Genomic DNA, 14651 nt, shown 5'->3' with positions numbered 1-14651 from the left:
TGGCCCTGGCGCTGGTGCTGGCCCGGCGCCCGGCCCTTCTGGTGCTCGACGAACCGCTGGCCAACCTGGATCCGCTGGCCCGGCTCCAGGTGCAACAGACGCTGCTGGCGCAGGCCGCGGACACCGGGATGACGGTCCTGCTGTCCTCCCACATCCTGAGCGAGATCGAGGACGCGTGCGATGATCTCGCACTGCTCGCCGGTGGCCGGATCACCCTGCACGGGCCGATCGAGGAAGTTCTCGCCCGGCATGTGTTGCTCACCGGACCGGGTGGCGACGAGGCCGGGTTGGCCGCCGTGGCGGCGGGCGCGGTCGAGATCCGGCGGGCCCCCCGCCAGCTCACCGTGCTGCTCGACGGGCCGCCACCGCTGGTTCCCGAGGGGTGGACCACGGTGGCGCCGACGCTGGAGGAAGTGGTGGTCGCCCGCCTGCGCGCCGCCGCCCCGGATCGGCCGGCGGCGGCGTGATCACCGAATCAATGGCTCCCGCTCGCGAGCTGTCCGGCCGGGCGCCCGGGGGAATGTGGTGGGTCGCCTGGCGCCAGCACCGAACCTTGGTGCTGGCCGGCCTGGGCCTGATGGCGCTGGTGGCCGTCGCCATGGTGGTCTTCCGCCTGATCTACGACGCCCACCCGCCCGGGGGTCCCGGCTTTCACGCCGACGACGCGTTCTGGCGGGTGCTGCGGCTGTCCCTGCTGGTGCTGCCGGTCGGGTTGGGCGCGCTGGGCGGGGCCACGGTCGTCGGATCGGAGCGGGAGCGGGGGACCATCCTGTTCGCCTTCAGCCAGGGGGTCAGCCGGTCTCGCTGGTACTGGACCTGCTGCGCGGTGGTGGTTCCGCCGCTGACCCTCGGGGTGCTGGGGCTCGCTCTGGTCGACCAATGGGTGGCGACGGCGCCCGGGCTGGAGCCGTGGGGCCCGATGGCCATCCCGGACTTCCAGATAACCGGCACCGTGCCGGCCATCCTGACCCTCATCGCCTTCGGCGTCGGGGTGCCGGCCGGCGCCCTGGTCCGTTCGCTGGCGGCGGCGATGAGCCTGGCCGTGATCGTGGCCGGGATCATCACCATCACCCTGGGCTTCGGCGCCTACGTCGATCTGGTTCCGGCGGAGCGCACCCTGGCCCCTCCGACCGAGAACTCCCAGGTCACTCCGCGAGGGTCGTACCTGGTGGGGCTCGGCTATCTCGACGCCGCGGGGCAGTCGGCGGCCGCCCCCGCCTGCCCGTCCCGGCCGGACCCGCTGGACCCGGCCGTCGACACCCCCGCGCCGTGGAACCAGTGCCTGGCCCAGGCCGGCATTGTCGCCTCCTACTGGGACTACCTCACGACTCAGAGCCGGCTCCGGCTCACCGTGACCCTGGCGGCCATCGCGGCGGTGATTGCCGCCGCCGGCCTGAGCCTGGGCTGGTGGATGGTGAGCCGACGGCTCTGACCCCCGACCGGGTGTGCAGCAGCCGGGGCCGGTTCCGCTCCTGGATCGGCCCCGGTGCTGCGCCGCCGGAGCCATTGATGCGTCGGCGGACGGGGGGCCACCTCCTTCTGGCGTGGTGCGCTATTGACCACAAAGTCAATACAGCCGTACATTGACCGTATGGTCAATAAAGATTTGCCGGCCCCGGTCACGCCGGCGCTGCCGCGCGTCACCGCGCTGGTCGGGCTCTATCTCGGGGTCGTCCTGCTCACGATCGTCGCCCTGGCGGTGATGTCGGTGATCGCGCCGGACCAGGCGACCGAGCACGCCTGGGGCCACGCGATCGTGGTGGCGGTCTTCGCCGTGCTGCTGCCGTTGCGCCTGCGCAGCGCCCAGCGCGGTCGCCGCGGCGCCATCCGGGCCGTCGGGATCATCGCCGCGGTCCTTCTCGTCGCCAATGTCGTGGAGGCGCTGCTGCCCGGCTTCGCACCGGAATGGATGCGCGGGCAGATGATCCTGGTCGCACTCCTGATGCTCGGCGTCGTCATCGAGGTCGTGCGGTATGGGATCGGCCATCCGGACCGCTGACGCGACGGCGGCCCGATGGGTGACAATCGCGACCGTGTCTACCCCCGCCGCCTCCTCCGGCCCGCCTTCCCGGGCCGGCCGTCAGCGCCTGAGCGCCGACCAACGACGCGGGCAGGTGTTCGCGGCCACCGCCGATGCGATCGCCGCGACCGGGTATGCGAATGTGACCCTGACCGAGGTCGCCCGGCGCGCGGGTATCGCCAAAGGTCTGGTGTGGCACTACTTCAGCGATCGCGACGACCTGATGCAGCAGACCCTCGCCCACCTGGGCAACGTCATTCGCGACGCCGTCGTCGACGCCCTTGACGTGTCGGCACCGGCACCGGACGTGGTGCGGGAGGTGATCCGCCGGACCGCCCTGCTCACCCGCACCCACCGCGCAGAACTTGACGCGATGGCCCAGATCGTGCAGAGCCTGCGAACGTCGGATGGCCGGCAGCGCATCACCGTTCGGGCGTACGACGCGACGTACGGTGAGCACCAGCGGCTGCTCGCCCGCGGCCAGACCGAAGGGACGATCCGGCCGGCGGACCCGCGGGTGATGGCGGTGATCTATCAGGGGGCGATCGACGCCATGATCAGCTACCTGCAGGACCACCCGGAGGTCGACCCGGAGGCCGAGGCGCAGGCGGTGGCCGACGTGCTGCTGTCCGGCTTCACCGCCCGCTGACCGGCACGACGTGCGGGGCGCGAGCCGGATCGCGCCCCTGCTCGAGCAGGGCCGTGTGCGCGTCGCCACCCGGGGCGCGGCCCGCGCCGGTAGGGTCGGCCGCCGTGACCCGCTCCTACTCGGACCCGCTGGCCCCCCGCGCGCCGCGAAAGATCCCTGAACTGCCGGCCACCGGCGACGTCGTCGCCGAGGATCCGCTGTCCGGGTTCTGCGGCCTGGTCGTCGCCTGCAGCAACAGCGCGGTCACCCTGGAGGACCGGCACGGCAAGCGCCGGAATTTCCCGCTCGACGTCGGCGCGTTCCTCGTCGACGGGCAGCAGGTCACCTTGGTCCGACCGAAGGCGGCCCCCACCGGCCCGGGCCACTCCGCATCCGGCTCCCGCGCGGTCGCCGGACTGAAGGCGCGCACCGCGCGGGGCAGCCGGATCTGGGTGGAGGGCATCCATGACGCCGCCCTGATCGAACGGGTCTGGGGGCACGACCTGCGGGTCGAAGGTGTCGTGGTCGAGTCCCTGGACGGCCTGGACAACCTGCCCGCCGCGGTGGCCGAGTTTGCCCCCGGGCCGGGCCGGCGGGTCGGGGTGCTGGCCGACCATCTGGTGCCCGGCTCCAAGGAGACCCGGATCGCCGCGTCCGTCGAGAACTCGAAGGCCGGCCCGTACGTGCTGGTCACCGGGCATCCGTACATCGATGTCTGGCAGGCGGTGCGGCCGTCCGCGGTCGGCATCACGCAATGGCCGACGGTGCCGCGCGGGACCGACTGGAAGGCCGGGGTGTGCCGGGCGCTCGGCGTGTCGGACGCCCGAACCCTGTGGGGGCGGATCAACGGGTCGGTGCGCAGCTACCGGGACGTCGACACCCCGTTGATCACCGCGGTCGAGCGGTTGATCGACTTCGTCACCGAGCCCGGCGCCTGACTCGAAACCGGATGCGCCGGAGCGCTCCTCGTCCGTACCGGGCCCAGCTCCCGGGATGCGGATTCGGACGCCGGGGTGATAGTCCGCTTACTGACGGTCACCATTCGTCGAGGCGAAGCCTCCCGGACGGATGAAGTGGGCGTCACTGCCGGTGAACTACCCGGGTGGAGTCTTGTCCGAACATGTCCGGATCAACAATGCTGATCCGGAGACGCTGCCGCCGGGGGTCAGGACCGGGTTCCGCAAGGTGGTGGAGGCTCCCCAATGGCAGCGTCCTACTTCGTCCTGTCCGGATCCACCCATTCGTCGGCGGTCCGCCGACCTCGAGCCACTCTCCGCGCGGCGCGCCGGCACCAACTGCGGCGCGCCGCGCAAAACATGATCACCCGAGGTCACCGCGTCCGGCGCCATCCCGTCAGCAGCAGCGGGCCCCGGGGTTCGCGTCCTGCTCGGCATACCGCTGCCGCCAGTACTCCCGTTCCGTCGGCACCGCCGCGTCCGGATGGGTCCGGCGCAGGTGCTCGACGTACCGCGCGTACGCGGTATCGCCGAGCACCGAGCCGACCCACCAGCGCAGCCCCCGCCAGGCCCCGGCCAGCGTGGTCAATGGTGACCCCGGTGCCCGGTACCGACCAGCGGCTGCTGCTCCGCCCATTCGGCCGCGATGCGCTTCTCCGCGGGCGTGGCGATGAAGCTGCGCGGGGCGAAGGTGTGCGACGGCTGGTCCGGGTCCTCCGAGGTCGGCATGCCGCCCGCTCGGATCGACTTCACACAGACCACCGCCGCGGCGATCACCACCAGGATCACCAGGGTCGCGAAGATGATCGACAGCGTGCCCTGGATGAACGTGTTCCTGACGACCGCGGCGATCGCGGCCGGTGAGTTGGCGGTGCCGAACGTCTCGGCGCCCGAATCCTGCGCGGTCTTGAAGGCGTTGTGCTGCGCCCAGTACCCGATGGCCGGCACCGAGGAGAAGATCTTCTGGTACGACGCGGTGAGGGTGACGATGAGATCCCAGACGAGCGGGACGCCGGGGATCCAGCACCACTTGTACAGCCGCTTCTTGATCAGCACGGTGAAGACCACGGTCAGCGCGATGGCCGCGAGCAGCTGGTTGGCGATGCCGAACAGCGGGAAGAGCGTGTTGATGCCGCCCAGCGGGTCGGTGACGCCCATCAGCAGGATCATGCCCCAGGCCAGGACGACGACCGCCGAGCAGACCCACGCGCCGATCCGCCAGGACGGGTCGCGGAACTTGCGGGCGCCGGGGATGTTGCCGATCGAGTCGGACAGCATGAATCGTGCCACCCGGGTGCCGGCGTCGACGGTGGTCAGGATGAACAGCGCCTCGAACATGATCGCGAAGTGGTACCAGAACGCCTTGCCGGCCAACCCGAACAGGGCCGTGTGTAGCACCTCGCTCATGCCGAAGGCCAGGGTCGGGGCGCCGCCGGTGCGGGAGATGATCGAATGCTCGCCGACGTCGGCGGCCGCCTGGTTGATGAAGTCAGGCGTGATGTTGGCCCCGCTCAGGCCCAGGCCGTTGACCCAGGTGGCGGCGGTGTCGGCGGCACCGCCGGTCAGCCCGGTCGGTGCGTTCATGATGAAGTACAGGTGCTGGTCCAGGATGACCGCGGTGACCAGCGCCATGATCGCCACGAACGATTCGGTCAGCATCCCGCCGTAGCCGATCATCCGGGTCTGGCTCTCGTTCTCCACCATTTTGGGTGTGGTGCCCGAGCAGATCAGTGCGTGAAATCCGGACAGCGCGCCGCAGGCGATGGTGATGAACAGGAACGGGAACAGCGAGCCGGCGAAGGCCGGCCCGTTGCCGTTGATGGCGAACGAGGTGATTGCCGGCATCTGCACGGTTGGCTGGGCGATGACGATGCCCAGGGCCAGCAGCATGATGGTGCCGACCTTCATGAACGTGGACAGGTAGTCCCGGGGCGCCAGCAGCATCCAGACCGGCAGCACCGAGGCGGCGAACCCGTAGATGATGATCGCCCAGGCCAGCGTGACCTTGGACAGGGTGAACCAGCTCTGACCCCACTCGGTCTGCGCGACCCAGCCGCCGGAGATGATCGCCAGCAGCAGCAGCGCGACGCCGATGACCGTCACCTCCGACACCTTGCCGGGCCGCAGGTACCGCAGGTAGAAGCCCATGAACAGGGCGATCGGGACCGTCATGGCCAGCGAGAACACGCCCCACGGCGACTCGGCCAGGGCATTGACCACGACCAGCGCGAGCACGGCGATCAGGATGATCATGATGACGAACACCGCGATCATCGCGAAGACGCCGCCGAACGTCCCCAGCTCGTCGCGGGCCATCTGCCCCAGGCTGCGGCCGCGGCGCCGGGTGGACAGCCACAGCACCAGGTAGTCCTGGACGCCGCCGGCCAGTACGACGCCGATGATGATCCACATCGTGCCCGGCAGGTAGCCCATCTGGGCCGCGAGCACCGGGCCGACCAGCGGGCCGGCGCCGGCGATGGCCGCGAAGTGGTGCCCGAACAGCACCCGCCGGTCCGTGGGGTCGAAATCCTTGCCGTTGGCGTAGGTTTCGGCCGGGGTTGCACGATCATCGCGCGGCTTGACGATCCTGTACTCGATCAACCGGGCGTAGAACCGGAACGCGATGATGTAGGTGCAGACGGCGGCGACCACGAACCACACCGCGTTGACCGACTCGCCGCGGATGATCGCGATCATCGTCCAGCCGATCGCGCCGAGCACCGCAATGGCGACGTAGGCGCCCTTGGCCGCCGGCTTCATCGGTCGCCGTTCGCGGACGGCGACCGGGGGCTGGTCGGGATCGGTCCGGATCAGCTCGAGGGATTCATCGGGGCTCATTGTCGCCATAGAACGTTCCTTGTCTCGAGGGCCCGACCGTTCTTGCGGAGCGATCGCAGTGGCCATGGCTGTCCGACCGGCGGGACGTTACTCGGAGTGGTCAATCGACGCTCTTGAGTTACCCCTCTGTGGTCCAGGTCACGGGTGAGTGGATACCCAATCGTGTCCTGGGTGAGACCTTCGGATCTCCGGGTCGGCATGAAGGCCTCTGGCAGGATGGATTCATGTCCCCATGGATCTGGCTCGTCGGCGGTGTCCTGCTGGCCATCGCCGAGGTCCTGGGTGCCGAGTTCGTGCTGCTGATGCTCGGCGGTGGCGCATTGATCACCGCGGGTTTCGCGGCCTTCTTTCCCGAGCTGCTCTGGTTGCAGCTGCTGGTGTTTGCACTGTCGTCGACCGCACTGGTCCTGGGGCTGCGGCCGATGTTGCTGCGCAAGTACTACCAGCCGTCGCAGACCCGGACCGGCATCGACGCGATCATCGGATCCAAGGCCACTGTCGTGTCCACCGTGGACGCCAACAGCGGCCAGGTGAAGATCGGCGGCGAGGTCTGGTCCGCGGTCAGTCTGGACGGTCATCGCGCCCTTCCGCCGGGCACATCCGTCACCGTTGTCGAGGTCCGCGGCGCCACCGCCGTGGTCATCTGGGGGGCCTGAGATACATGGATATCGCGCTCATCGTCGCGCTCGTCGTCGTCATTCTGGTGGTCGTCGTCCTCATCCGATCGGTCAAGGTGATCCCGCAGGCCCAGGCCGCGGTGATCGAGCGGCTCGGCCGGTACAACAAGACCGGCAGCGCCGGGCTGGTCTGGCTGATCCCGTTCCTGGACCGCGTTCGGGCCCGGATCGACCTGCGCGAACAGGTCGTGTCCTTCCCGCCGCAGCCGGTGATCACCGAGGACAACCTGACGGTGTCCATCGACACCGTCGTCTATTTCCAGGTCACCGACCCACGGGCGGCCGTGTACGAGATTGCCAACTACATCGTCGCCGTCGAGCAGCTGACCACCACCACGCTGCGCAACGTGGTCGGCGGGATGAACCTGGAACAGACGCTGACCAGCCGTGATTCGATCAACGGGCAGCTGCGTGGGGTGCTCGACGAGGCCACCGGCAAATGGGGCATCCGGGTCGCCCGGGTCGAGCTCAAGGCGATCGACCCGCCGCCCTCCATCCAGGAGGCCATGGAGAAGCAGATGCGCGCCGACCGCGACAAGCGGGCGATGATCCTGAACTCCGAGGGTCAGCGCGAATCGTCGATCAAGACGGCCGAAGGTCAGAAGCAGGCCGCGGTGCTGTCCGCGGAGGGCGCCAAGCAGGCGGCCATCCTGTCCGCGGAGGGCGAGCGGCAGTCCCGCATCCTGCGCGCACAGGGCGAGCGGGCCGCCCGGTACCTCCAGGCGCAGGGTCAGGCGAAGGCCATCGAAAAGGTCTTCGCCGCCGTCAAATCGGCCAAGCCGACCCCGGAACTGCTGGCTTACCAGTACTTGCAGACCCTGCCGCAGATGGCGCAGGGCGATGCGAACAAGGTCTGGCTGATCCCCAGCGACTTCAACAAGTCGCTCGAGGGCTTCGCCCGGATGCTCGGCACCAAGGGCGACGACGGTGTGTTCCGGTACGAGCCGCCCAAGGACGAACCGTCGACGACGGCGCGGGCCGGCGACATCGACGACGACGTGGCCGACTGGTTCGACGGCACGTCGGCCCAGGAGGTCGCCGCCGCGGTCGCCAAGGTCGAGCGGGAGGCGTCGATGACGATCGCCCAGCAGGAGGCGGCCAGGCTGGCCACCTACCGGGGCGAGGTGCCGTCCGCCGAGCGACCGGCCATCCCCGGCACGACCCAGGCCCAGCCGGCCTCCGTGCCGCCGGCCGAGCCGGCGCCCGAGGATGACGAACCGGCCGCCCCACCGCCGCCACCGCAACGGCAGCAGGCTCCGTACCAGGGTGGTCCGCCGCCCGGACCGGGCCGGCCGCCCAACCCGCAGCAGGGTCCGCCCCCCGGGTACCAGCAGCCCCCGCCGGGGTACCAGCAGCCGCCGCCGGGATACCAGCAGCCCCCCGCGTGGTACCGGCCGCCGAACCAATCCGATCCGGGGCAGCGCTGACCGGTTCGGCGCCGTCCACGCCTGCGGAGGCGCCGGCCCGGCTGCCGCAGCCGTTCGCGATCGTCGGTGCGGGGCGGCTGGGCACCGCCCTCTCCGTCGCCCTCCGGGCCGCCGGGGTGCCGGTGACCGGTCCGCACGGCCGCGGCTATACCGGCGTCGGGGACGCCGCGGTTCTGCTTTGCGTGCCCGACGACGCGATCACGTCGGCCGCGGCCCGGATCGACCCGGGACCGGTGATCGGCCATTGTTCGGGCGCATCCGGATTGGACGTGCTGGGGGATCGGCCGGGGTTCAGCGTGCACCCGTTGATGACGGTGACGCCTGCCGGAGCCGATTTCCGCGGGGTCTTCGCCGCCGTGGACGGGTCGTCGGCGGCGGCCCTGTCCGTGGGTGAGGCATTATCCCGGTCGGTCGGACTCCGGCCGGTGCGGGTGGCGGGTCGGGATCGGGTGGCGTACCACGCGGCGGCGTCGATCGCGGCGAACTACCTCGTCACCGTCGAGGCGGCGGCGGCGGAACTGTTGGCCACCGCCGGCCTCGACCGCGAGGTGCTGCTGCCGCTCGCCCGGGCGGCGCTCGAGAACTGGGGCCGGCTCGGTCCGGCCGCGCTGACCGGTCCGGTCGCCCGAGGCGACACGGGAACGGTCGCCGGGCATCGGGCCGCCGTGGTCGATCGGGTGCCGGAGCTGGTCGAGCTGTTGGACGCGCTGGTCGCCGCCACCGAGCGGCTGGCCGACCGGGTTCGGTGATCGTGGTCGGGTCTCCCGGTCCGGATCCGGCGAAGGTGCGCGCGCCGTTCGGCGCGCGATACCCTCCGGCCGAGCCGATCGCGGTGCCGCCCCGATCGCCCGACCTCCGGGAGTCCGAGCGCCGATGAGAATCGTCCGGACCGTCGCCGACCTGCGTGCCGCGCTGGCGCCCGTGCGGGGATCGGGCTCCGTCGGGCTGGTACCGACAATGGGGGCGTTGCACGACGGCCACCTGGAGCTGGCGCGACAGGCCCGCGCGGACAACGACGCCGTGGTGCTGTCCATCTTCGTCAACCCCACCCAATTCAACGATCCCTCCGACCTGGCCGCCTACCCCCGGGACGAGGGCAAGGACGTCGACCTGGCCGCGTCCGTGGGGGTCGACTACGTGTTCGCGCCGGAGGTGACCGAGGTGTACCCGCCGGGCTTCAGCGCCACCGTCACCCTGCACGGGCCGATCGTGGAGGCGCTGGAGGGCGCCCACCGCGGCGTCGGTCACTTCCAGGGCGTCACCACGGTCGTCGCCAAGCTGTTCGGCATGGTCTCACCCGACCGGGCGTACTTCGGGCAGAAGGACGCCCAGCAGGTCCGGGTGGTCCAGGCGATGGTCGCCGATCTGAACATCCCGACCCAGATCGTGGTGGTCTCGACGGTCCGCGAACCGGACGGGTTGGCCATGTCCAGCCGCAACCGGCGGCTCAGCCCGTTCGACCGGGCCCGGGCCGCGCACGTCGCCGAGGCGCTGCGGGCCGCCGAGCTGGCTGCCGCCGGTGGCATCAGCGACGCCTGGTCGCTCCTGCACTCCGCCCGAAAGGTCCTCACCGACAACGCGATCGACGTCGAGTACCTCGAACTGGTGGATGCCGACACGTTCCGGCCCATCCCGGTGCTGGTGACCGGCCCGGCCGTGCTCGCGGTCGCCGTGGTGATCGGCGGCACCCGGCTGATCGACAACGTGGTGCTGCGTCAGGGGTCCGCTTCGTGATGTCAGCCGTCCTGCCCACACCGGGTGTCACAACCGGTAATCGCATCGTCGGACAGGATGCATCTTTTCGGGTGGTTGCTGGCCGGTTGATGTAGTCCTAGGGCTATTCCCTCGGCTCCCCGGACGCGATGAACTGGTCACTGGACGGGTGCGCCTGGCGCCCCGGCCGATCGGGTCGGTGCGAACGGGGGAGGGCGCGTGCGAAGGCGAATGGCCGGCGTCCTGGCCGGCTCGATCCTGCGACGCGTTGCCCGCGATCTGGGAGTCCGACGCCATCTTCCGGTTCATCGGGTGGACGTCGATGCTCCTGGCGCCGGTCGTGCTCGTCCTCAGTTGGCGCCGGAGCGTACCAACGTCCGCCGGCTTCAGCCGGGAGTCCATCGACCCGTCCGTCGGCCCATCATTGGAGAGAGCATGAATCGCAACCGCCTGATCGCCGTGGCGTTGGCCGTCGGACTGATCGGAATGGCCGGCTGTACCTCGTCGAACTCCTCGGCGAGCAGCACGACGCTCGCGAGCACCACCGCGTCTGGTGCCACCGGGTCCGGCGCGGCGTCCGGGCCGGCGAGCGCGTCGGCCGGAGCGGAACCGGCGTACGTCGCCAAGGTCTCCGCCTCCGTCGAGCAAACGATGACGGACAACGTGATACCCGGTGCGGTGGTGCTGATCTCGTCCAAGGATGAGGGTGAGTGGACGGGCACCTTCGGCACCCGGACCTGGGGCATGGACGACCCGATCCAGGCGACCGACCAGTTCCGGATCGGCAGCAACACCAAGACCATGACGTCGACCGTCATCCTGCAACTCGTGCAGGAGGGCAAGCTCGCACTGAACGACCCCATCTCCAAGTACATCCCCGGGGTGCCCGGTGGCGACGGGATCACCATCGCCAACCTGTCCGAGATGCGCAGCGGTCTCTACAGCTACAGCTTCGACCCCACGTTCAACAACACCCTGGATCAGCAGCCGCAGAAGGTCTGGACGCCGCAGGAGCTGCTCGACATCGCGTTCGGCCATCCGCAGAACGGGCCGCCCGGACAGGAGTTCAACTACAGCAACACCAACATCATCCTGCTCGGGCTGGTCATCGAGAAGCTGACCGGGATGACCGCGTCGCAGGCTTTCGAGGAGCGAATCTTCACCCCCCTCGACCTGAAAGACACCTCGCTGCCGCTGAACTCGGATGTTCCGAACCCGCACCCGCAGGGCTACTCGTTCGGCAGTAACACCTCAACGATCGACACCTTCGCGCTGCCCGCGGCGGATCAGCCGCTCGCGCTGGACGGCCGCCTGCTGCCCAACAATGAGACGATGGCCAACCCGTCGTGGGCGTGGACCGCCGGCGGCGCGATCTCGACCGTGCAGGAGATGAAGACCTACGTCGAGGCAATGGTCGACGGCGGCCTGCTCGACGCGGCGACCCAGAAGATCCGGATGGACAGCATCCAGCCGATCAACCCGGCCCAGCCCGAATCCGGATACGGCCTGGGCATCGTCAAGTTCGACAAGCTGTACGGGCACGACGGGCAGATCCCCGGCTACATGACGTTCATGGGCCACGACCCGGAATCCGGCCTGACCATTGTGATTGCCACCAACCTGGCGACCATCCCCAACGGGGAGGGTTCGGCCCTGGCCATCCTGAAAGGCATCCTGCCGATCTTCTACCCGAACATGGTCGTTCCCGGGGACCCGGCGGCGGCGCCCGGGGCGACCGGTAGCGGAGCGCCGACGTCGGCCGCGGCCACCAGCACCGGCGGCTGACCTCGGCGGGGTGTAGGACCGCGCTGATCAATCAGACTCCTGCGTCGCCAGATTGCCTGCGCCCGGTCCGAAAGCCCCGCTGGTCCCGCTAGTCGGCCTCGCACGCTCGGCCGACTAGCGGTTGAGGTACTCGATCACCGCCAGCACCCGCCGGTGGATGTCGGGATCCTGTGGCAGGTCGAGGGTCTCGAAGATCAGGGCGATGTTGCGGGCCACCGCCGCCTCGGTGACCACCAGCTCGCGGGCGATCCGGGCGTTGCTGTACCCCTGCGCCATCAGGGTCAGCACGTCCAGCCGCCGCGGGGTCAGGCTGTCGACCGCGCGGCGCTCCCGGCGGGCCGCGAGGGCGTCGGACACCACTTCCGGATCGATGACCGATTCGCCCGCCTGCACCCGTTCGAGCACGCCGTTGAACATCTCGAAATCGAGCACCCGTTGCTTGAGCAGGTAGCCGATCCGACGCCGACCCGCGGTCAGCAGCTCGACGGTGCCCTGCGCGTCGACGTGGTGGGACAGCAGGACGACGGCGACATCGGGCATCAGCTGCCGGATGCGGATCGCCGCGGCCAACCCCTCGGAGGTGTGGGTCGGCGGCATCCGGATGTCGGTGATCACCAGGTCCGGGCGGGCGGCGGGCACCTGCGCCAGCAATTCGTCGGCGTCCACGGCCGACACAACGATGTCGTGGCCGGACGCGCGGAGCAGGCTGCCCAGCCCCTGCCGGAACAGGGCCTCGTCCTCGGCCAGTGCTATCCGCACGGCACCATCATCCGGATCCTGGTCCCCGCATCGGCTCCGGAGGTGACCTCCAGCGTCCCGCCGAACGCCGCCAGCCGGTCCCGCACGCCGACCAGACCCGATCCGGCGCCCACCGTGGCCCCGCCGATCCCGTCGTCGGCCACCTGCGCGGTCACCCGATCGGCGGCGAGCTCCAGCTCGATCGTGATCGCCGTACACCGGGCGTGCTTGACGGCATTGGTGATCGCCTCCAGCACGACGAAGTAGACCGTGCTTTCGATCTCGGCCGCCAGCCGGCGCGATTCGCCGGTGACCCGGACGTCGATCGGGACGGGTAGCCGGCCGGAGAGGGACCGGACGGCGGACACCACGCCTCGTTCGACCAGCGGCGCCGGCATGATGCCCTGGATGAGGTCGCGCAACTCGGCCAGCAGGGTCACGATGCCGTCGCGCAGCGCGCCGGCGGTGGCGGCGACCGCGTCCGGATCACTGCGCACGAGCTGAAGTTCCTGGGCGCGCAGGCCCAGGGCGAGCGCGTGCTGCTGCAGTCCGTCGTGCAGGTCGCGGGCGATCCGCCGGCGCTCCCGGTCACCGGCCTGCGCGATCCGGCGCCGGGACTGGCGAAGCGCGCGGTCGGTGCGCCGAAGCTCCAGCAACGTGGCCTGCTGGCTGGCCACGGTCCGGCGATGGCTGACGACCAGCGCGGAGGCCTCGGCCACGGCCGCCAGCAGCTTCGGGTCGACCCCGGCGTCCGGCCGGTAGGCGACGGCCCCGACCACCGCCGATCCGTAGCGGATCGGGTAGTAGTGCTCGCCCGCCGCCGGCGCCACCGGGGCTCCGTCGGTCTCGACGAAGTCGTCCGAGTCGTCGGCCCGGTAGACCACCCGGCTCCCCGGCACCTCGACCGCCCGCCCGACCGCGGCGTCGAAGGCGGCCGGCGCCGGTTCCCGGCCGCCCACGCCCGCGAAGAACTCGCGGAGCTCGCCGGTCCGTCCGTAGGAGCCGGTCAGCAGGCCGATCAGGAAGACCACCGGCAACAACGCAATGAGGTACCCCTGCAGTTCCGCGATGCGCCGAAGCACCGCGGGATCGCCCAGCGATGCCGCGTCCAGTCCTCGCGCCACGACCGTCAGCGTCATCCCGATCAGGCAGGCGAACCCGTAGAGGACGAACGGTCCGAGCCGGTCGTCCCGGTACCGCCGTCGGGTGATCCAGCGGGACCACAGCGCCAGCATGGCGAGCAGCAGACACGCCAGCCCGGCCGGGCGTTGCAGCGTGTTCAGGACCTCGAGCACCGGCGCGGCCGGCCCGGGATCCGCGACCCGGATCGGGCTCGATGCGTCGAGCAGGACCGAGGGCACCTCCAGAACCGTCGACGTCAGGTAGGCGAGAACGACCGCCACCCGGGCCAGCTGGCTCGGCAACCGGCCGGTGGGGAAGGCCAGGACGACGTGGATCATGATCGCCAGCGGCAGCGATCTGGTCAGCGCGCCGATCGTGGTCAACCCGAGAACCGGCACGGTGACCATGGCTGCGCACCAGTGCACGATCCCGGTCGCGAGCAGCAAGGACCCGAACGGGTTGTGCGGCTGCCGCCAGAGGGCGATGAGCCCGGAGGCGAAGTACAGCACGACGATCGATTCCCACAACACCAGCGGTAGCCCGTCCCAGCCGGAAGCGACGAGGATCAGCACCTCCGTCCCGGCCAGCACCGCGCAGAACGCGGCCAGCACCACCAGGGTGTGCCGGGGCCGCGGCACCGGCCCGGCGAACGGTTCATCCAGATGGGCGTGGCTCGCCTCGCGGGCACGGGGTGACGTCACGTCGTCGACGACGGATTCCTGCGGCATGGCCACCCTTGACTGACGT

The 14651-nt window shown here is 70.3% G+C and carries 12 protein-coding genes and 2 pseudogenes; 10 read left to right on the top strand and 4 right to left on the bottom strand.

What is annotated here, in order from left to right; translation table 11 throughout:
- The 5 genes and pseudogenes from ACILSK_RS24425 to ACILSK_RS24405 all read left to right on the top strand — a co-directional run.
- Positions 1-467, top strand: a pseudogene (locus ACILSK_RS24425) (ABC transporter ATP-binding protein); the annotation flags it as partial.
- A gap of 11 nt (positions 468-478) precedes the next feature.
- Positions 479-1432, top strand: a complete 954-nt coding sequence (locus ACILSK_RS24420) for a hypothetical protein (RefSeq protein ID WP_395729789.1) — start codon at positions 479-481, stop codon at positions 1430-1432.
- Positions 1433-1591: 159 nt separating this feature from the next.
- Entirely contained in the window at positions 1592-1999 is a 408-nt protein-coding gene (locus ACILSK_RS24415) for a hypothetical protein (protein ID WP_395729788.1), read from the top strand.
- Between the two features lie 34 nt (positions 2000-2033).
- A complete protein-coding gene (locus tag ACILSK_RS24410; protein WP_395729787.1) occupies positions 2034-2669 on the top strand; it encodes a TetR/AcrR family transcriptional regulator in 636 nt (211 codons plus the stop codon).
- A 104-nt stretch (positions 2670-2773) separates the two neighbouring features.
- A complete protein-coding gene (locus ACILSK_RS24405; protein ID WP_395729786.1) occupies positions 2774-3586 on the top strand; it encodes a DUF3097 domain-containing protein in 813 nt (270 codons plus the stop codon).
- A gap of 415 nt (positions 3587-4001) precedes the next feature.
- On the opposite strand, the gene ACILSK_RS24400 is transcribed toward ACILSK_RS24405, so the two are convergent.
- Positions 4002-4193, bottom strand: coding sequence for a YbdD/YjiX family protein (locus tag ACILSK_RS24400; RefSeq protein WP_395729791.1), 192 nt, complete (start codon positions 4191-4193; stop codon positions 4002-4004).
- Positions 4188-6451: pseudogene (locus tag ACILSK_RS24395) on the bottom strand (carbon starvation CstA family protein); the annotation flags it as partial. The pseudogene ACILSK_RS24395 and the gene ACILSK_RS24400, both read right to left, overlap by 6 nt.
- Positions 6452-6666: 215 nt before the next feature.
- On the opposite strand from ACILSK_RS24395, the gene ACILSK_RS24390 reads away from it, so the two are divergent.
- From ACILSK_RS24390 to ACILSK_RS24370, 5 genes are all read left to right on the top strand, one after another.
- Positions 6667-7098, top strand: coding sequence for an NfeD family protein (locus ACILSK_RS24390; protein WP_395729785.1), 432 nt, complete (start codon positions 6667-6669; stop codon positions 7096-7098).
- A 5-nt stretch (positions 7099-7103) separates the two neighbouring features.
- Complete coding sequence (locus tag ACILSK_RS24385; RefSeq protein WP_395729784.1) at positions 7104-8546, top strand: SPFH domain-containing protein; 1443 nt, start codon at positions 7104-7106, stop codon at positions 8544-8546.
- Positions 8504-9295: a DUF2520 domain-containing protein gene (locus ACILSK_RS24380; RefSeq protein ID WP_395729783.1), complete on the top strand. Its 792-nt coding sequence runs from the start codon at positions 8504-8506 to the stop codon at positions 9293-9295. The genes ACILSK_RS24385 and ACILSK_RS24380 overlap by 43 nt, the downstream gene beginning before the upstream one ends.
- Before the next feature lie 124 nt (positions 9296-9419).
- Positions 9420-10280 (top strand): pantoate--beta-alanine ligase, encoded by an 861-nt coding sequence (gene panC, locus ACILSK_RS24375; protein ID WP_395729782.1) that lies wholly within the window; start codon positions 9420-9422, stop codon positions 10278-10280.
- 414 nt (positions 10281-10694) lie between these two features.
- The gene (locus ACILSK_RS24370; protein WP_395729781.1) at positions 10695-12044 is read left to right on the top strand and encodes a serine hydrolase domain-containing protein; all 1350 of its coding nucleotides are present in this window, start codon (positions 10695-10697) and stop codon (positions 12042-12044) included.
- Positions 12045-12158: 114 nt separating this feature from the next.
- On the opposite strand, the gene ACILSK_RS24365 is transcribed toward ACILSK_RS24370, so the two are convergent.
- Both ACILSK_RS24365 and ACILSK_RS24360 read right to left on the bottom strand, forming a co-directional pair.
- Positions 12159-12803 carry a response regulator gene (locus ACILSK_RS24365; protein ID WP_395729780.1) on the bottom strand — a complete coding sequence of 215 codons (645 nt, stop codon included), beginning with the start codon at positions 12801-12803 and terminating at the stop codon, positions 12159-12161.
- Complete coding sequence (locus tag ACILSK_RS24360; protein WP_395729779.1) at positions 12794-14632, bottom strand: sensor histidine kinase; 1839 nt, start codon at positions 14630-14632, stop codon at positions 12794-12796. Before ACILSK_RS24360 ends, ACILSK_RS24365 begins: the two co-directional genes overlap by 10 nt.
- Between the last annotated feature and the right edge of the window lie 19 nt (positions 14633-14651).

It is taken from the genome of Nakamurella sp. (assembly GCF_044224575.1).
Lineage (GTDB): Bacteria > Actinomycetota > Actinomycetes > Mycobacteriales > Nakamurellaceae > Nakamurella.
Note: the sequence above shows the minus strand (reverse complement) of the source record. Positions and strands in the feature narration are given on the sequence as shown.